The following is an 18,420-nucleotide window of genomic DNA, read 5'->3' as shown; positions in this document are numbered from 1 at the left end:
ACATGGAAATCAGCGCGGCACCCCTGATCTATATCCTGATCTTCGTCGCCGTCGTGGTGATCGTCGAAGGCATCTACCTTACCGTCTTCGGCAAGTCGATCAGCTTGAACAGCCGTCTCAGCCGCCGGCTGACCCTGCTTGAGAAGAACGCGAACCGCGAACAGGTTCTGGAACAGCTCCGCAAGGAGATGAACCAGCACCTCAACGCGCGGAACATCCCGCTCTATTCGATGCTGGCCAAGAAGGCGCAGCGCGCGAACATCGCCTTCTCGCCGCAGGCCCTGGTCGGGATCATGGCCCTGGTATCGGTTCTCGCCTATGTGATGCTCTCGCTCTTCACCAACGCAGAGCCGGTCGTGCGCATCATCCTAGGTGCGGTGTTCGGCATCGGCGGCGTCTACACCTGGGTTCACCGCAAGGCCAAGCAGCGCATGGAGCTGCTGGAAGAGCAGCTTCCCGATGCCATCGAACTGATGGTGCGCTCGCTGCGTGTCGGCCATCCCTTCTCGACCGCGATCGGCATCGTGGCCAAGGAAGTGCCCGACCCGCTCGGGTCCGAATTCGGCGTCATCGCAGACGAGGCGGCTTACGGCCGCGACGTGACGGAATCCCTCAAGGCCTTTGCCGAACGGATGGACAGCCAGGACCTGCGCTTCCTTGCGGTCGCCGTGTCCATCCAGCAGCAGTCGGGCGGCAACCTCGCCGAGATCCTGGATGGCCTTGCAAAGGTGATCCGGGCGCGCTTCAAGCTTTTCCGGCGGGTCAAGGCCATCACCGCCGAGGCGAAGTGGTCCGGCATGTTCCTGTCCGCCTTCCCGATCGTGGCGCTGCTGATGATCATCGTCATCAAGCCCGACTACTACGATGGCGTCCGGGAAACGCCAGCGTTCATCCCGGCGGCCCTTTTCGTGATCGTCTTCCTGATCATCAACATCATCTTCATGAAGGTGATGACCAACATCAAGGTATGAGGCGCCCATGAACCTCTTTTCCAGCATCAACACCTGGCTGACCGATACGCTCGGACCGATGGGGCCGCTTCTGGCGGTAGGCCTTCTCGGGGTGCTTCTGATCCTCATCGCCCTGCCCACGGTGATGAAAAAGCAGCGCGACCGCTTTCGCGAGCTGAAGGATGCCCTGCCCAATGCCCCGGAAAAGGACGCCAAGCGGGCGCTGCGGCGGACCGAGAAGATCGACAAGCTGGAACGCTTCGCCAAGTTCCTCGAGCCGCAGAAGAAGGAAGAGCTTTCCGCCTCGAAGATGCGGATGCTGCGGGCCGGCTACACCTCAAAGAACGCCGTCCGAATGTATCACGCGATGCAGTTCGTGCTGGCGATCTCGTTCCTGCTTTTCGGGATGCTGCTTGTTCTGCTTCGCTCGCTCCAGGGCGAGGTCAGCACCAACACGATCCTGATGCTCACGCTGCTGCCCTGCGCTGCGGGCTACTATCTGCCCAAGTACTGGGTCGACAAGCGCCTCCAGCAGCGGCGCACCGAGATCATCGAGGGTTTTCCTGACGCGCTTGACATGATGCTCGTCTGCGTCGAGGCCGGCCAGTCGCTGGACCAGTCGATCATCCGGGTCGGCAAGGAAAGCCGGGTCGGCTATCCGGCTCTGGCCGAAGAACTGGACATGGTCTCCCAGGAGGTGAAAGCCGGGAAGGAACGCACGGCGGTTCTCAAGGACATGGCGGAACGGGTCGACGTGCCCGACGTTTCTTCCTTCGTGACCACCCTCATCCAGTCCTCCACCTTCGGCACCTCGATCGCAGATGCCCTGCGGGTCTATTCCGCCGACATGCGTGACAAGCGCGTGATGCGGGCCGAGGAAAAGGCGAACATGCTGCCGACGAAGCTGACGCTCGGCACAATGCTGTTTACAGTTCCGCCCTTGCTTGTCATCCTGATCGGACCTTCTGTTTACGGCATCGTGACAATGCTGGGCAATATACGTCCCGGTGGCGGCTGAGGGCCAGGGCTAACTAACCGCGGCAGTCAAGAGGTTCCGTGCGTCTTTCGTCCATCCCGCTGCTCTTGGCGACGCTGGTGCTTGTCGGCTGCACCCCTTCGGTATCGCGCAACGCGCCCTTCGGGGTTGATCGCCGGGGCGAGGCGGTCGACGGGCTGATCGTCGGCCACCGCCTGATGGAAGCACAGGAATACGAACTCGCGCTGAAGGCCTATTACCGGGCAGCCGCCGAAGAGGGGATCTCGGTCGATACCCTTTCGGCCATCGGATCCGCCAACCTCGCCTTGGGGCGCCTTGGGCAGGCCGAAAAGATGCTGCGCCGCGCGCTTGAACAGGATGCGACCTTCGTTCCCGCCATGAACAACCTGGGCGTCACTCTGATGGAACAGGGCAACTACGGCGAAGCGCGCGCCGTGTTCCAGCGTGCCTTCGCCCAGGACAGTGGCCAAACGGACTCGATCCGCGAAAATCTCAAGCTCGCTATCGCGCAAAGCGAGGCAAGCGTGTATGGTGAAACTCCAGAACAACAAGAAGGCGGGTTCCGCCTCGTACGGCAGGAAAAGGGCAAATACGTGCTTCTGACCGAGCTGTAGAGGTCGCAGCCCAAAGCAGTCAAAGTATCGAGCAGTCAAAAAAGGACGCGAAAGATGCGCCACCCTGGTCTCGTTTTGCTGTGCCTTGGCGGCACGGTCCTACTGGCGGCATGTCAGCCCTCGACCGACGAGCAGGTCGAACGCGCGCTGAAGGACGTCAATGTCATCGACGAATCCAACCTGAACGAACTGATGCTGACGGTGGGCGACCCTGACGAGGCCGTCGCCTACTTTGCCCGCACCGTCGCCGAGAACCCCGAACGGGTCGATGTCAAGCGCGGCCTTGCGCGCTCGCTGGTCCGGGCACAGAAGCCGACCGAGGCCGCACAGGTCTGGCGCCAGGTCGCCTATTCGACCGAAGGCCTGCCCGAAGACCGGGTGATGCTGGCCGATGCCCTGATCCGTTCCAATCAGTGGGACGAGGCCAAGGCCGAACTGAACCAGATCCCGCCCACCCATGAATCCTTCGACCGCTACCGGCTCGAGGCGATGGTGGCGGACTCGGACAAGAACTGGAAGAAGGCCGACAGCTTCTACGAAATCGCCGCAGGCCTGACGACCACCCCGGCCGGTGTTCTGAACAACTGGGGCTTCTCCAAACTGACGCGCGGCGACAATGCCGGGGCCGAAAAGCTCTTCAACGAAGCGCTGACCTATGACCCGTCGCTCTTCACGGCCAAGAACAACCTCGTGCTCGCCCGCGCCAAGCAGCGCAAGTATGACCTGCCCGTGGTGCGCATGACCCAGACCGAACGGGCGGAGCTCCTCTACACGATGGCGCTTGCCGCCATCAAGCAGGGCGACGTCAAGACCGGCAAGGGCCTTCTGCAGCAGGCCGTTGACACCCACCCGCAGCATTTCGAGGCGGCCGTCCGCAGCCTTGAAGCCTTGGACGCGAACGTGGCTCTCTGATGATCACCCCTACCGGAGCGTTGATCCTTCTGGTCCCGGTGCTGCCCATCGCAATCTGGGCAGCAACAAGCGACCTCAAGCGCATGAAGATCCCGAACAAGTCCGTGCTCGCGATGGCGGCCGTCTGGCCCGCCCTTGGCTGGCTGGCGGTGCCGACATGGTCCGCCTGGCTCTGGGGCTTCGCGATCATGGCGATCGTTCTGGTGGCGCTCTACCTCCTCTACACGACCGGCACCTTCGGAGCGGGCGATGCCAAGTATGCCGCAGCCATGTCTGGGATCTTCGTCGGCACGCCGATCGTGTTCTTCCTGATGCTTGTCGCCGGTTCGATGATCGGGGCGCTGATCCTGCACCGGATTGCGCGAGGGATTCCCGCCATCAGGCGCCTGACCCCGGACTGGATCAGCTGGGAACAAAGGCGCTATTTCCCCTTCGGGCTTGCCCTGTCGATGATTGTGGTCTTCTATCTTGTTGCCGCCATCTGGCCGCAAGTCTGACACAAGTCGCAATTACGACTCAATCCAAGCCTTTCGCCGCGATTGTCCACGGAGCTTGCCCCATGAACGCCGAAGCCCCGCTGTCGGGTGTACAACCGCCCCCCTCGCCTCGGTCGCTCGCCGATACCGGCCTTTCGATCGTCACGATGCGCGACATCCTCCTGAAGTCGATGTTCCGCACCAACCAGGACCAGGTGTCGAACCTCTCCAAGGTCGTCTGCCTGCCGGTCCCGCTGGTCCAGGAACTGGTTGACCTCGCCCGCACGCAGAAACTTGTGACTGCGACCGGCACCATGCACGCGACCGCCGGCAACGAGATGGGGTATGAGCTGACCGATGCCGGCAAGGCCCGCGCGCTCGATGCCCTGTCGCAGTCCGAATACTACGGCGCGATGCCCGTCCCGCTGGAACAGTACACCGTCCAGATCAAGCGCCAGTCCGTCCGCGACATCAAGCTGAACAAGGAACAGCTCCTCTCCGGCATGGGCCACCTGATCCTGCCCCCGGATCTCATCGACAACCTCGGCCCCGCCGTGACCTCCGGCCGCTCGATCCTCCTCTACGGCCCGCCCGGCAACGGTAAATCCTCGATCAGCCACGGCATCCGCGCCGCCCTTGGCGACAAGGTCTATGTCCCCCGCGCGATCGAATACTCCGGCCAGATCATCAGCGTCTATGACCCGATCGTGCACTCGGCCGCCGAAATGGCGGTGGACGACCCGAACTCCTTGCGCCGCACCTCGAACCGCTTCGACAACCGCTATGTCTACTGCGAACGCCCCAGCGTGATCACCGGCGGTGAACTCAGCCTCGACATGCTGGACCTGACCTACAACCCAACCGCCCGCACCTATCAGGCGCCCCTCCAGCTCAAGGCCACCGGCGGCATCTTCATCATCGACGACCTTGGCCGCCAGGCCGAACCGCCGCAGAAGATCGTCAACCGCTGGATCGTGCCCCTGGAAGAAAGCCGCGACATCCTCGCGCTGCAATCGGGCGAGAAATTCACCGTCCCCTTCGACACGCTGGTGATCTTCTCCACCAACTTCCACCCGAACCAGATCTTCGACGGCGCGGCGCTCCGCCGGATCTTCTTCAAGATCAAGATCGACGGCCCAAGCCAGGAGAACTTCCTCAAGATCTTCGCCATGGTCGCGCGCAAGAAGAAGATGCCGCTCGACGAAACCGCGCTGATGCACCTGATGAAGGTCAAGTTCCCGACCATCGAGAACAATTACGCGAACTACCAGCCGGTCTTCCTGATCGACCAGATGATCGCGGTCTGCGAATTCGAGAACATCCCCTACCAGATGACCCCCGAACTCATCGACCGCGCCTGGGGCAACATGTTCGTCCGCCAGGAAGACATCGCGCACTGACCCCTCGTCCTTCGCCTTCGGCTTCTCCTCGGAAGCGAGGAGTGCCGCGGGCATCGACAGGCGGTCAGGTGAAGACCGTGACGCCTTTCTCCGTCACCACCGCATCCAGCCGCTGGTCGGTCGGCTCCGTCGGCACCGCCTCCACCTCCTGCGTGGCAAAGGCAAAGCCCACCGCCAGGACCGGCCCCCGCGCCCGCAGCCCCTCCAGGGTCCGGTCGTAGAAGCCCCCGCCATAGCCCAGACGATAGCCGCGCCGGTCCCAGGCGAGCAGAGGCACGATCAGCACCTGCGGCTCGACCCAGGCCCCCTCCTCGGGGATCAGCGCCTTGAAGGTGCCTTCCACCATCCGGCATCCCGGCGACCACTCGCGGAACCGCAGCGGCTGGCCCTTGCCGATGATCACCGGCACCCCCACCGGTCCCTGATGCGCCGCCATCGCGGGCAGGGGGTCAATCTCGGTCCGCATCGGCATGTAGCCCGACAGGACCTTGCCTGCCTGCCCCGCAAGGTAATCGGCCAGGATTTCCGCCGCCTGCCCCTGCCCCGCCGCAAAGGCCAGCTTCCGCGTGGCAAGGGCCGCCTCCCGCGCGGCGGCCTTGATGTCCTTCAAGTCCGAACCGGTCATATCAGCAGCACCGTCGCAAGCCCCAGGAAGGCAAAGAACCCCATCACATCCGTCAGCGTGGTCACGAAGGTCCCGCTGGCCAGCGCCGGATCCAGCCCGAGGCGCACCAGCCCCAGCGGCACCAGAACGCCCCCCAGCGCCGCCACCACCTGGTTGACCATCATGGCGAGCGCCAGCACCGCGCCCAGGTGCCAGTCACCGAAGATCAGCGCCCCCGCCGTCCCGAGGATCAACGCCAGCCCCAGCCCGTTCAACAGGCCCGCCACCAGCTCACGCCGCACCACGCGGCCGGCGTTCGCACTGGTCAGGTCCCGCGTCGCCAACGCCCGGACCGCCACCGCCAGCGACTGCGTCCCCGCGATCCCCCCGGTCGAGGCGACGATCGGCATCAGTGCCGCGAGCGCCACGAAAGCCGCAATCGTCGCTTCGAACTGGGTAATCACCAGCGCCGAAAGCGAGGCGGTGAAGAGGTTCACCACCAGCCAGGGCAACCGCTGCTTCACCGTCTCGAACGGCCCGTCGCTGACATCGGCATCCCCTGCACCCGCAAGGCGCAGCATGTCCTCCTCGTGCTCCTCGTCCAGCACGTTCATCGCATCGTCGATGGTGATGACACCGACCAGCCGGCCCCCGGCATCGACCACAGGGCAGGAGATCAGGTGATACTGGTTGAAGATATAGGCCACGTCCGCCTCGGCATCGGTCGCCTCGACCGTGCGGAAGCTCTCTTCGGTTATCTCGCGCAGCCGCACGTCCCGCCCCGAAGACAGGATGCGCCCCAGCGTGACATAGCCCACCGGCTTCATCCGCGGATCGACAAGGATCACGTGGTAGAACTGGTCCGGCAGCTGGTCGGCCTTGCGCAGGAAATCGATCGCCTCGCCCACCGTCCAGTGCTCGGGCGCGACCACCGTCTCGCGCTGCATCAGGCGGCCCGCCGAATACTCCGGATAGGCCATCGCCTGTTCGACGGCGACCCGGTCGGCATCCTCCAGCGCCTCAAGGATCATCTCCTGCTGCGGCTGGTCCAAATCCTCCAGGATGTCGACCACATCGTCGGTCTCAAGGTCACGGACCGCCTCGGCCACAACCTCACGGGGCAGGGCCTCGATCACCTCCTCGCGGATCGCGTCCGAGATTTCCGACAGGATCTCGCCGTCGATCTCATGCGACCACAGCTTCAGAAGTGCCAGCCGTTCCCCGGAACCGATCTGTTCCAGCAGGTCGGCGATGTCGGCCGCATGGAGCGGGTCCAGCAACGCATCGACGGCAGCGCCATTCCCCGCCTCGACCGCAGCCAGAACGGCGTCGATCCGGTCCTGATCCAGGACCTCGTCTTCGGCCTCGGCCCGATCGTCCGCCATAGTGCCTCCGTCAGACCAAGCGCGCTTCGATTGCCGCGACCTTAGCGAAAAGAGTTTCAGGGAAACAGGGGCGGCGGGCAAATTTACCGGGCGGGGAAATGCGCTTAGTGTCGCTCCCGTAAACGGGGGACCGCGATGACCGATCTGCTTCTGGGCCAGGTGCTGCGCTATGAGGGCGACCCCTTCCGCGACGGGCTGAATGCAGCCCGGCATCTGCGGCATGGTGCCGTCGCCATCGAGGCTGGCAAGATCGCAGCCGTAGGCGAAGCCGACGACCTCCGCGCCCGCTATCCGCAGGCGCGCCTGCATCATCACGGGGACAAGCTCATTTCTGCGGGCTTCATCGACGCCCATGTCCACTACCCCCAGACCGCGATCATCGCGAGCTGGGGCAAGCGCCTGATCGACTGGCTGAACACCTATACCTTCCCCGAAGAGATGCGCTTTGCCGATCCCGCCTACGCGGCCGAGATCGCGAACCGCTACCTCGACCTCATCCTTGCGCGCGGCACCACCACCGTCTGCTCCTACGCCACGATCCATCCGGCCAGCGTGGATGCGATTTTCGCAGCAGCGCAGTCCCGGGGCATGCGCCTTTTCGCGGGCAAGACCTGCATGGACAGGAACGCCCCCGAAGGCCTCCGTGACACCGCGCAATCAGCCTATGACGACAGCAAGGCGCTTTTGGAAAAGTGGCACGGGGTCGACCGCCTCTCCTATGTCATTACGCCCCGCTTCTCGCCCACCTCCACGCCCGAACAGCTTCACACCCTTGGCGCCCTCTGGCGCGAATACCCCGACTGCCTGATGCAGACCCATCTCTCCGAACAGACGGACGAGATCGCCTGGGTGAAGGACCTTTTCCCCCAGTCCCGAGACTACCTCGACACCTACGAGGCGCAGGGGCTCTTGCGCGAAGGTGCCGTCTACGGCCACGCAATCCACCTGACCGGCCGCGAAAAGTCACGCCTGATCGAAGCGGGGGCCAGCCTCGTCCATTGTCCGACCTCGAACACCTTCATCGGCTCGGGCCTCTTCGACATGACCCTCGCGCAGTCCCTGCGGGTAGGGCTGGCCACCGACACCGGCGGCGGGTCAAACTTCTCGATGCTCCGCACCATGGCCGCGGCCTATGAGGTCGCCCAGCTTCGCGGCCAGTCCCTGCACCCATCGCAACTCTGGTGGCTCGCAACCCAAGGCTCCGCCCGCGCGCTCCATGCCGATACCCACATCGGCAACATCGCCCCGGGGATGGAGGCCGACCTCGTCGTGATCGACCTCGCCTCCACCCCCGCCATCGAACAGGCGACAAGGCGGGCCGAGGGCCTCTGGCAGCAGCTTTTCCCAACGATCATGATGGGCGACGACCGCGCCGTGGCCGAGGTCTGGGTCGGCGGGAACCGCGTGGCCCGCGCCTAATCACGGGCGCCCGAATTTTCGCAGAATATTCGTCCCTTCCGGGCATCGGCGAAAAGTTAAGACCACCCTAACGGAAACAGACAAATATTTGATTTATATGGATTTCCTGATTCAGACCACTGTGGTCACTCACTCGGCCAACTCCCAGCCGTCCGGGTAGAAGTCGTGTTTCAGGGCGATCTCGGTCGCCGCATGCTCCCGCTCCCAGATCGCCTCAGGGGTGACCGGCATCGGTCCGTATGAGGCGATCAGCGTCTCACCATCCTTCAGCCGCCGGGTCCGGAACCCGGCCAGCCGGAGGGCGCGTTCGAAGGCGGGCCAGCTTGCATCCAGTTCCTCGATGAAGAAGGCGAATTCGACGACCGCCTCCTTCGGCAGGCTCACCCCCTTCGACAGCTTGAAGGTCTGGAACGTGTCGCGCCGCTGGGCGCCGTAATCGTGCGACATGGGCGGGTCTCCTTCCCCCCCTTCTAGCGCAGCGAGGTCCCAGAGGCTAGGCCGCCAGGGCCCGGGCGAGCGCCCGCTGCCGCTCCAGAAGGCGGGGCAGGTCCAGGGTCGCGATCTGGCCCGCCTCCACCACGACCCGCCCTTCGACGATCAGGTCCCGCACCCGCGTCGGCCCGGACAGAAGAAGAGCCGCCACCGGGTCCCAGGCCCCCGCCGCCTCGATCCCCTGCAGGTCCCAGATGGCAAGGTCCGCCCGTTTTCCGGGTTCGATCGACCCCAGGTCATCCCGACCCAGAACCTGCGCCCCGCCAAGCGTGGCGATCTCCAGCGCCTCCCGCGCGCTCATCGCATCGGCCCCCCGCGCGACCCTTTGCAAAAGCATCGCCATCCGCGCCTCGGCCACCAGGTTCCCGGCGTCGTTCGAGGCCGACCCGTCCACCCCCAGCCCCACCTTCACCCCCGCGTCGCGCACTGCGCGGATCGGGGCGATCCCGGAGCCGAGTCTACAATTCGAACACGGGCAGTGCGCGACACCCGTCAAGGACCGACTGAAAAGTTCAATTTCCGAACCATCAAGCTTTACGCAATGGGCGTGCCAGACATCCGCGCCGGTCCAGCCCAGATCCTCGGCATACTGCCCCGGACGGCAGCCGAACCTGGCCAGGGAATAGGCGATGTCCTCGTCATTCTCGGCCAGATGGGTGTGGAGCATCACACCCTTGTCCCGTGCCAGAAGCGCCGCGTCCCGCATCAGGTCGCGGCTGACCGAGAAGGGCGAGCAGGGCGCGAGTCCCACCCGCACCATCGCGCCGGGCTTTGGGTCGTGGAACCGGTCCACCACGCGGACCATGTCCTTAAGGATCGCCTGCTCGCGCTCCACCAGGCTGTCGGGCGGCAGGCCCCCTGCGCTTTCCCCGATGGACATTGCCCCCCGCGTCGGGTGGAACCTCAGGCCGATCTCCCCAGCAGCCGCGATCGTGTCGTCCAGCCGCGCGCCGTTGGGGTAAAGGTAGAGGTGGTCCGAGGTCAGCGTGCAACCCGACAGCGCCAGTTCCGCCAGCCCGACCTGGGCCGAGACGAACATCTCCTCCGGCCCGAACCGCGCCCAGATCGGGTAGAGCGTCTTCAACCAGCCGAAGAGCAACGCATCCTGCCCCCCCGGCACCGCGCGGGTCAGCGTCTGGTAAAGATGGTGATGCGTGTTCACGAGGCCGGGTGTGACCACGCAGCCCCCGGCCTCGATCACCTTGGCCCCCGGTGCCACAAGGCCCGGTCCCACGGCCGCGATCACCCCTTCCCGGATCAGCACATCGGCCACGGACAGTTCTTCGCGCGTGGCATTCATCGTCACCACGACATCGGCATTTCGGATCAGGATTTCAGTCATGGGTGCACCCTTTGCGCACCCTTCGGACAATGGGGAACCCCCACCGGCCCGTCAGAAGGGAGAAGGACACGGGTTGCCCGGCGCGGCAAGGCTAGCCGGACGCACCCCGCAGGGCAAGGGGCGCGCGTTCCACAAGGCCGAGCTTCCCCTCTTCCCCCGGGGGAGAGGACCAGGGTGAGGGGGCAAGCGCCCCGGTCAGACGTTCGACCAGCCGCCGTCGATCACATGCGGATGCCCGGTGGTGAAGGAGGATTCGTCTGACGCCAGGTACACGACCAGCATCGCGATCTCGTCAGCCGTCGCGATCCGCCCCATCGGCTGGCGGGCGATGAAGGCCTTCCGCGCGGCCTCGTAATCCCCCGTCGCGCGCATCCGGTCGTTCAGGCTGGGGCTTTCGACCGTCCCGGGGCAGATGCAGTTGCAGCGGATGCCCTTGGTCACGAAATCCGCCGCAATCGCCTTGGTCAGCCCGATCACCCCCGCCTTTGTCACGCCATAGACGAAGCGGTTCGGCGCCGCGATGATCGACCCGACCGCCGAGGCCATGTTGATGATGTTGCCATGCCCGCGCGCCACCATTCCCGGCAGCACCGCCTTGCACATCCGGTACATCGCGGTGACGTTCAGATCGACGCTGAAGGCCCAGGTGTCCTCGTCGCAGTCGAGGATGGTCCCGTTCGCGACGAACCCAGCGCAGTTGAACAGGACATCCGGCGTGCCCACGGCGGCAAAAGTCGCGGTGATCGCCGCAGGGTCGCGCACGTTCAGGACCCGCGTCTCGCACCCGGCAGCGCCCAGCTCGGGCAGAAGCGCCTCGTTCACATCCGTGGCGATGACCCGCGCCCCTTCGCGCGCCATGGCCAGGGCCGAGGCCTTGCCGATCCCCTGCCCCGCCGCCGTCACCAGCACCGTCTTTCCGTCCAGCCGTCCCATGTCCGCACTCCCTGCCCGCGTCCGGGCCAGACTAGCGACATGGGAACTGACATGCCAGTTCCCTTTGCCACGACCGCGCGCTAGCCTTCACGGGCACGGGGAAGGGAGAGCGCCGATGCTTCACACCTTTAGCGCAAAGGGCGTCAGTGCCAGCTTCGCGGCCCGCGGCGGCGTGCTGCAGGCGATTGCCGTCGAGGATGAGGGCGCCGAGATCGCGCCCCTGCACCATGCGCCCTGGGCCCCGTGGGAAGTGCCCAGCGATGCCCCACCGCACCAGTCCTGGCTGGCGGGCGATTTTCTGGCCGCTCCGATGGGCCCCTCACCAGAGGGGCTGCACGGTCTGACAGCCAATGGCGACTGGCAGGTGATGCCCGCGGGTCCGGGAACCCTGCGCGCCGTTCTTGAAGGGGCGGTCTTCGGCGCGACCGTGGTGAAGGAACTCTCGCTGACCGACGGACACCCTTTTGTCTACCAGCGCCACCTCTTCATCGGCGGGACGGGCAGCCTTCCGGTCTCGAACCACGCGATGATCTCGGTTCCGAACGGAGCAAAGCTTTCCTTCTCGCGCAAGCGCTGGTGGGAGACGCTGGCCGAACCGGTCGAAACGACGCAAGGCCGGTCCTGCCTTGCCTACCCGAAGCGGTCCGAAGACGCGGCCGAGTTTCCCGGCGCAGACGGCGGCACCGTCAACCTGCACCGCTTCCCCTGGGGCCCCGAGCACGAGGATTTCGCCGCCGGGGTCGAGGATCCGGCCTCTCGCCTTGGCTGGATCGCCGTGGTCCGGCCGACCGAGGGCGATTTGGTCCTTTCCCTGAAGAACGCCCGCGCCCTTCCCCTGACGATGCTCTGGCATTCGAACGGCGGGCGGGACTATGCGCCCTGGAACGGGCGGCACAAGGGTTGCCTCGGGGTCGAGGAGGGGGCGGCGCTGCCGGTCCTCGGCCTTTCCTCGCGGGAAACCCCCGATCCCCTGACCGCCGCCGGGCAACCCGCCCTCCTGACGCTAGACCCCATGGGAACGGTCGAGGTCCGCCATATCCTTGGCACCATCAGCTGGCCGTCGGGCCAGTCGGTTGCCGGGGTGATGCTGGAAGGCGATGTGCTGACCGTCACCGGGGACTGGGGCGCGGAACGGAAGCTGCCGATCCGGGGCGGCTGGCTGGGTCTGACAGACCCCGCGCCCATGCCGGCAAGGAAGCCCGCCCTCGACTGGGACCTCTGACGCGCGATCCGGCGGTCAGCCCCGGAAACCGGGCCCCTGCGCCCAGGCCCAGGCATCGCCGATCATCTGGCGCAGGGTCGAGTGCGCGGGCTCCCAGCCAAGTTCCCGTATTGCCCGGTCCGACGACAGAACCAGTGACGCCGCGTCCCCGGGACGCCGCTCACCCAGGACGAACGGCACCTCCCGGTTGGTCACGGCGCGGCTTGCGTCGATCACCTCGCGGACGGAAAAGCCCCGCCCGGTGCCAAGGCAGAAGACCCCGCCGGGCTTGCCGTCCAGAAGCCGTTGCAGGCCAAGGACATGCGCCGCCGCAAGGTCGGTCACATGCACATAGTCGCGCACGCAGGTTCCGTCCGGCGTCGGGTAGTCGGTACCGAACACGGTCAATGCCGGGCGTTTGCCTGCAACCGCCTCCAGCATCAGCGGGATGAGATGCGTCTCGGGCAGGTGCTGTTCGCCAAGCTCGCCATCGGTGTCGGCCCCGGCCACGTTGAAATAGCGGAAGATCACATGCCGGATCCCGAAAGCGGCGCCGAAATCCTGCAGCATCCGCTCGACGGCCAGCTTCGATCCGCCATAGGCATTGATCGGCCGCTGCGGCGTGTCCTCGGTCAGCAGGACACCGTCCTGTTCGCCGTAGGTCGCGCAGGTCGAGGATAGGACGACGTTGCGGACCCCCGCCGCCACGCAGGCCTCCCACAGGTTCAGCGCACTGCCCACGTTCTCGCGCCAGTAGCGCGCGGGGTCTGCCGCGGACTCCGCGACCAGCGAGAGTGCTGCGAAATGCATCACCGCAACCGGCTGGTGTTCGGCGACGGCGACTGCAATCCCGGCGCGGTCCATCAGGTCACCGCACACCAGCGGGCCCCATTTCACCGCCTCCGACCATCCGGTCGTCAGGTTGTCGAAGACCACGGGCGTAAAGCCAGCCCGCGCCAGCGCCTTGCAGGCATGCGACCCGATATAGCCTGCCCCGCCGGTAACCAGCACACGATCGGCCATGACCTGCCTTTCCCTAGACGAAAAGGAAATCGTCCCGAAGAAGTGTTGCGTCGAAAACGCCCGGGATGTCCAGTGCCGCCCCACCCGGCAACGTCAGGATCACCCCGGTATCCGTTTGCGCAGCGTCCTCCAGCAAACGTGCGACCGGCGGCGGGGTTCCCCCCCAGAGATCGGCCTCAAGCCAGATGCGATCCTGCCCGTCGGTAAAGTCTGCAATGGTGTCCCTGCCGCCGTTGAATATGAAGACGTCATTCCCCGGACCGCCCTGTAGCAAGTCATCCCCTTCGCCGCCGTCCAGCGTGTCGCTGCCCGTGCCGCCCTGCAGCGTGTCGTCGCCCGCGCCGCCCCGGAGCACGTCGTCGCCTCCCCGCCCGTCCAGCCAGTCGCCCCCCGCGCCGCCCCAGAGCCCGTTCGCCCCGCCGTCGCCCAGAAGCCGGTCGCCGAACCCCGTGCCCTCCACCGCCTCGATCCCGGAAAGCACGTCCCCCCAGGCCTCCCCGAGGTTCGCCACCGGCGCCTGCAGGTCCACCACAACCCAGGTCCCCGCATCCCCGTATGAGGCAAGGTCAAACCCCAAGCCCCCCTCCAGAAGGTCGGACCCCGGGCCCCCGGCCAGCGTGTCATCCCCCTCGCCTCCGTAAAGCCCGTCGCTCCCGGCCCCCCCCGACAGCCAGTCCGCGCCGGCCCGTCCTTCCAGACGGTCATTGCCGCCGAGGCCCCAGACGCGATCGTCCCCGGTACCGCCGAAGACATTGTCTGCGAAGGTGGTGGCCTCGAAGCCCTGGATGTCGCGATAGCGATCACCGAGGGCGTCACCGGTCGACCGTCCGGTATCTGCCAGGTCGATGCGCAGGCCCATGGCGCTGTCGGCATAGCTCGCGAGGTTCACGCCAGAGTCGCCGTCGAGAAAGTCCGACCCGGCGCCACCGAACAGGGTGTCGTTGCCATTTCCCCCAAAGAGCGCATCATTGCCGGCGCCACCTTCGAGCCGGTCGTTGCCGCTCTGGCCCATGAGTGTGTTGTCCTGCGGGTCGCCCCGCAGCGTGTCCGCGTGGTTCGAGCCTTCCAGACCTTCGATCCCCACGTAGATGTCGCCCGCGGCGTCACCGAGGTTGAGGCCAGGCCGGGCCAGATCGGCGATCACTCCTGCCGCCGCGTCGCCGTAGCTGGCGCGATCGATGCCTGTGCCGCCGTCAAGCAGATCGGCCCCGGGCCCGCCGCCAAGAATATCAGCGCCGAGACTGCCGTGAAGTGTGTCATTGCCCCCGCCTCCGAAGAGCCGATCCGCGCCATCGCCGCCGTCGATGCGATTGGCCACCGCGGTCCCCGTCAGGATGTCGCCGAAGCTTGTGCCGGTGATCCCTTCGATCCCGATGTAGCTCTGGTTGACTGCGATGCCGTTGCTGAAGCGCGGATCGGAAAGGTTGACCAGGATCCCGGTGGCGAGGGCAGAAAAGTCAAGCGTATCGAACCCCGCACCGCCATCCAGAGTGTCCAGGCCCTCCGAGATGATGAAGATGTCGTCTCCCGCCGTCCCGTTCAGAAAGTCGGTCTGGTTGGTGCCGGGAATCCCGCCCCCCATCGTTGTTGGCGGCACAGAGTGCCAGAGACCGATGAAGTCCGTGAGGCGGAAGTCGCTGGCTGCAATCGGCTGCCCGGTCGCGGAAGAGATCTCCAGTATCTCGTCGGCAAAGGCGATGCGCGCGCCGGACGCTGTCGTCGTGATGGACAAAGCCGCGAGCGCGTGAATCCGGCCCCAGGCAGAGATGTCGATCCTGTCGGTTCCAAGCTGGAAGTCGGCGATCAGGTCCGTCTCGCCATCCCGGCCCAGCACGAAGAGATCCGCGCCTGCACCGCCGAAAAGCGTGTCGCGCCCGCTGCCGTCGGCCAGGATGTCGGCCCCGGCACCGCCGCTGAGCATCTCGTTGCCATCCTGCCCGATCAGGAAATCCCCCGCCGAGGTGCCGGTCAGCACGGTTTCGGCCGGACCGGCAAGGCGCATCTGCGCAAGGGCACCGATGTCGACTTCCAGCCGGGTGATCCCGGCCCCTTCGCCGGCAACGAAAAGCTCGATACGACCGTTCTGCATCCGGGCGGTCATCGCGGTGATGTTCTGCAGCGTCAGACCCGGCGTCTGGAGTTGGCTGCCCACCAGAAGCAGCCGCCCGTCAGGCATCATCGTCATCAGTGCGACCCCGCCATCGCTGCCCCCCGCGATGACGAAGACCCGGTTGCCCTCAGAAACGGTCGCAAGCGCCTGAACGCCCGCAAAGCGCGTGTCCAGCGTGTCGATCACGTGGTCGGCGACGCGCATCGCTCCGCCGGACGAAACCTCGATCACGGACACCGATGAGGATCCCGTCGCGGCCATGACGAGAAAGCTCGTCCCGCCGATCTCGACCGCGCGCACTGCTGCAGGATCGGCGATGCCCAGCCCGTGCGGGGCACCCATGATCTGCGGCAGTCCGATGCTTCCGCCCGGACCGATCTGGAAGGTCCGGATCACGTCCGCCTCAAGCGAAAGGGCGACCAGGTAGGTCTGGCCAGCGACGGTGACCGACGAAAGGCTGGTGATGTCGATCCCCGGCAGGCCGCCGTCCAGAACCCTGGATCCGGCAGGGGTCAACGCCCCCGTCGGGCCGACGACAAAGGCGTGGATCGTGCTTTCGTTGGCACGCGCCAGGTAAAGATAGGTCGCGCCACCGACCGTCACCACCGCCTGGGCCGAGACGGCACCCGACAGGCCGCCGACGAGGCTCTGTGCAGCGGCGAGGCTGCCTTGGGTTTCCAGGGCATAGGTCTGGATGCCGCCGGAATTGGCGCCGGTTATCACAAGGCGCGGAACCCCGGAGAAGGTCAGGATTTCGATCCGCGCGGGGGCCGGCAGGGTTATGCCTGCCGCAAGGCTATCCTGATCGACACGTGAAAGTGTGGTGCCGACGTCCAGCGCCAGCAGACCGCCCCCGCCACGCGTGACGGTGTAAAGCATCTGCCGGTCGCCATGCCGGACCAGCTCCATGTCGTTGATGCCGGATATCATGCCCAGCGGTGCCGCTGAGAATACCTCGACCACCCGGAAGGAATACACCCCAGCCCCGCACAATCCCACTTACCCACTGGCAAGGGTGCAGGTCGAAGGTGTCCAAAGCCTTGCGCCGGGCAGGACGGAAGCGGGGTATTTGCTTCGGGTTTTCGGCAAACCCGCCTGGTTGGACGTGAGCCGTCCCGGGCCGGACGGCCGTCAGCGACCGACCCCGGCATAGGCCGTGAAGCCCGCCGCAAGCGCCTCGTCGCGGTCATAGACATTGCGCAGGTCCGCCAGCCGGGGTGTCGCCATCTTGCGGGCAAGCCTGGAAAGGTCGAGGCCGCGGAACTCGTTCCATTCCGTCAGCATGACCAGAAGGTCCGCCCCGGCCGCCGCCTGATAGGGATTCTCCACCCATTTGACGCCGGGAAGCAGCGCCTCGCCCTCATGGCGGCCCTGCGGATCGGTGACCCTGACCTTGGCCCCTGCCCCGACGAGGGCCGGTACGATGGTCAGCGACGGGGCTTCCCGCATGTCGTCGGTGTTCGGCTTGAAGGTCACGCCCAGGAAGGCGATGGTCTTGTCGCGCAGGGACCCGTCGCAGAGGTCGACGATCTTGTCGATCATCCGGCGCTTTACCTCGTCATTGACCTTGATCACCGTCTCGACGATCTGGATCGGCGTGGCGTGGTCCTGGCCGATACGCGCCAGAGCCTTGGTATCCTTGGGAAAACAGCTGCCGCCATAGCCCGGTCCGGCGTGCAGGAACTTGTCGCCGATCCGCCCGTCCATCCCGATGCCCTTGGCGACGGCCTTCACATCGGCCCCCACGCGTTCGCACAGGGCAGCGATCTCGTTGATGAAGGTGATTTTCGTCGCAAGAAACGCGTTCGCCGCATATTTTATCATCTCGGCGCTTTCGAGCCCCGTGTAGACCACTGGCGAATCGCGCAGTCGCAGCGGGCGGTAAAGTTCGGCCATAACCTTGCGAGCACGTTCGCTTTCCACGCCCACCACCACCCGATCCGGGTGGCGGAAATCGTCGATCGCGGCCCCTTCGCGCAGAAACTCGGGGTTCGAGGCGATGTCGAACTCTGCCTCGGGATTGGCCTGACGCAACACGTCGCCGACCTTGCGATTGGTACCGACCGGGACCGTCGACTTGGTCACCACGACTGCATAGCCGGTCAGCGCGCGGCCGATTTCCTCGGCAGCGGCCATCACATAGGTCAGGTCTGCATGGCCGTCGCCGCGCCGGGTTGGCGTGCCGACCGCGATGAATACCGCCTCCGCCCCATCCACCGCTCCTGCCAGATCGGTCGTGAAGGACAGCCGACCGGCCGCCGTGTTCTTCGCCAGCAGGATGTCGAGTCCCGGCTCGAAGATCGGAACCTCACCTGCCTTCAGCCGCGCAATCTTGCCGGCATCGCGGTCGACGCAGACCACGTCATGCCCGAAGTCGGAAAAGCAGGCGCCCGAGACCAGACCGACATAGCCCGTTCCGATCATCGCAATCCGCATGACCTATCCTTCCTGAAAATGTCACCGGAGTCTCTAGCAGGCGACCGCGGGCGATCCAACCCGTGAAAGGTGAGACGAACCATTCCCGATCGCGACACGATGGCCCCGGCTCTACGGAACCGGGCG

Annotated in this window: 16 protein-coding genes; 8 read left to right on the top strand and 8 right to left on the bottom strand. The window is 65.7% G+C overall.

From position 1 onward, the window contains the following. Nucleotides 1–2: 2 nt before the first annotated feature. The 6 genes from AC2D9V_RS09845 (at nucleotide 3) to AC2D9V_RS09820 (ending at nucleotide 5,349) form a co-directional block, all read left to right on the top strand. The gene (locus AC2D9V_RS09845; protein ID WP_484713896.1) at nucleotides 3–971 is read left to right on the top strand and encodes a type II secretion system F family protein; all 969 of its coding nucleotides are present in this window, start codon (nucleotides 3–5) and stop codon (nucleotides 969–971) included. A 7-nt stretch (nucleotides 972–978) separates the two neighbouring features. Next, complete coding sequence (locus AC2D9V_RS09840; protein ID WP_484713895.1) at nucleotides 979–1,968, top strand: type II secretion system F family protein; 990 nt, start codon at nucleotides 979–981, stop codon at nucleotides 1,966–1,968. Between the two features lie 38 nt (nucleotides 1,969–2,006). Further along, a complete protein-coding gene (locus tag AC2D9V_RS09835) occupies nucleotides 2,007–2,561 on the top strand; it encodes a tetratricopeptide repeat protein (protein WP_484713894.1) in 555 nt (184 codons plus the stop codon). Between the two features lie 54 nt (nucleotides 2,562–2,615). Beyond that, entirely contained in the window at nucleotides 2,616–3,473 is an 858-nt protein-coding gene (locus AC2D9V_RS09830; RefSeq protein WP_484713893.1) for a tetratricopeptide repeat protein, read from the top strand. After that, nucleotides 3,473–3,970, top strand: coding sequence for an A24 family peptidase (locus tag AC2D9V_RS09825; RefSeq protein ID WP_484713892.1), 498 nt, complete (start codon nucleotides 3,473–3,475; stop codon nucleotides 3,968–3,970). Before AC2D9V_RS09830 ends, AC2D9V_RS09825 begins: the two co-directional genes overlap by 1 nt. 62 nt (nucleotides 3,971–4,032) lie before the next feature. After that, nucleotides 4,033–5,349 carry an ATPase gene (locus tag AC2D9V_RS09820; RefSeq protein WP_484713891.1) on the top strand — a complete coding sequence of 439 codons (1,317 nt, stop codon included), beginning with the start codon at nucleotides 4,033–4,035 and terminating at the stop codon, nucleotides 5,347–5,349. Between the two features lie 64 nt (nucleotides 5,350–5,413). Here the strand turns inward: AC2D9V_RS09820 and AC2D9V_RS09815 are convergent, their stop codons facing one another. Beyond that, on the bottom strand, nucleotides 5,414–5,974 hold the full coding sequence (locus AC2D9V_RS09815; protein ID WP_484713890.1) for a 5-formyltetrahydrofolate cyclo-ligase: 561 nt from the start codon (nucleotides 5,972–5,974) through the stop codon (nucleotides 5,414–5,416). After that, the gene (gene mgtE / locus AC2D9V_RS09810; protein ID WP_484713889.1) at nucleotides 5,971–7,338 is read right to left on the bottom strand and encodes a magnesium transporter; all 1,368 of its coding nucleotides are present in this window, start codon (nucleotides 7,336–7,338) and stop codon (nucleotides 5,971–5,973) included. The genes AC2D9V_RS09815 and mgtE overlap by 4 nt, the downstream gene beginning before the upstream one ends. Nucleotides 7,339–7,473: 135 nt before the next feature. Between mgtE and guaD the strand changes: the two genes are divergently transcribed. Next, nucleotides 7,474–8,757: a guanine deaminase gene (guaD, locus tag AC2D9V_RS09805; RefSeq protein WP_484713888.1), complete on the top strand. Its 1,284-nt coding sequence runs from the start codon at nucleotides 7,474–7,476 to the stop codon at nucleotides 8,755–8,757. A gap of 129 nt (nucleotides 8,758–8,886) precedes the next feature. Here the strand turns inward: guaD and AC2D9V_RS09800 are convergent, their stop codons facing one another. From AC2D9V_RS09800 to AC2D9V_RS09790, 3 genes are all read right to left on the bottom strand, one after another. Beyond that, nucleotides 8,887–9,204, bottom strand: coding sequence for a ribonuclease E inhibitor RraB (locus tag AC2D9V_RS09800; protein ID WP_484713887.1), 318 nt, complete (start codon nucleotides 9,202–9,204; stop codon nucleotides 8,887–8,889). Between the two features lie 46 nt (nucleotides 9,205–9,250). Continuing rightward, nucleotides 9,251–10,591, bottom strand: coding sequence for an 8-oxoguanine deaminase (locus AC2D9V_RS09795; RefSeq protein ID WP_484713886.1), 1,341 nt, complete (start codon nucleotides 10,589–10,591; stop codon nucleotides 9,251–9,253). Between the two features lie 195 nt (nucleotides 10,592–10,786). After that, the gene (locus AC2D9V_RS09790; RefSeq protein WP_484713885.1) at nucleotides 10,787–11,524 is read right to left on the bottom strand and encodes an SDR family oxidoreductase; all 738 of its coding nucleotides are present in this window, start codon (nucleotides 11,522–11,524) and stop codon (nucleotides 10,787–10,789) included. Between the two features lie 115 nt (nucleotides 11,525–11,639). Here AC2D9V_RS09790 and AC2D9V_RS09785 point away from each other — a divergent pair, with 115 nt between their 5' ends. Next, a complete protein-coding gene (locus tag AC2D9V_RS09785; protein WP_484713884.1) occupies nucleotides 11,640–12,746 on the top strand; it encodes a hypothetical protein in 1,107 nt (368 codons plus the stop codon). A 15-nt stretch (nucleotides 12,747–12,761) separates the two neighbouring features. On the opposite strand, the gene galE is transcribed toward AC2D9V_RS09785, so the two are convergent. The 3 genes from galE to AC2D9V_RS09770 all read right to left on the bottom strand — a co-directional run bounded on the left by galE (nucleotide 12,762) and on the right by AC2D9V_RS09770 (nucleotide 18,294). Further along, nucleotides 12,762–13,748 (bottom strand): UDP-glucose 4-epimerase GalE, encoded by a 987-nt coding sequence (galE, locus tag AC2D9V_RS09780; protein WP_484713883.1) that lies wholly within the window; start codon nucleotides 13,746–13,748, stop codon nucleotides 12,762–12,764. Nucleotides 13,749–13,761: 13 nt separating this feature from the next. Next, entirely contained in the window at nucleotides 13,762–16,836 is a 3,075-nt protein-coding gene (locus tag AC2D9V_RS09775; RefSeq protein WP_484713882.1) for a calcium-binding protein, read from the bottom strand. A 153-nt stretch (nucleotides 16,837–16,989) separates the two neighbouring features. Beyond that, nucleotides 16,990–18,294, bottom strand: coding sequence for a UDP-glucose dehydrogenase family protein (locus AC2D9V_RS09770; protein ID WP_484713881.1), 1,305 nt, complete (start codon nucleotides 18,292–18,294; stop codon nucleotides 16,990–16,992). Nucleotides 18,295–18,420 lie beyond the last annotated feature (126 nt).

This window comes from Tabrizicola sp. T46 (assembly GCF_057219895.1).
Note: the sequence above shows the minus strand (reverse complement) of the source record. Positions and strands in the feature narration are given on the sequence as shown.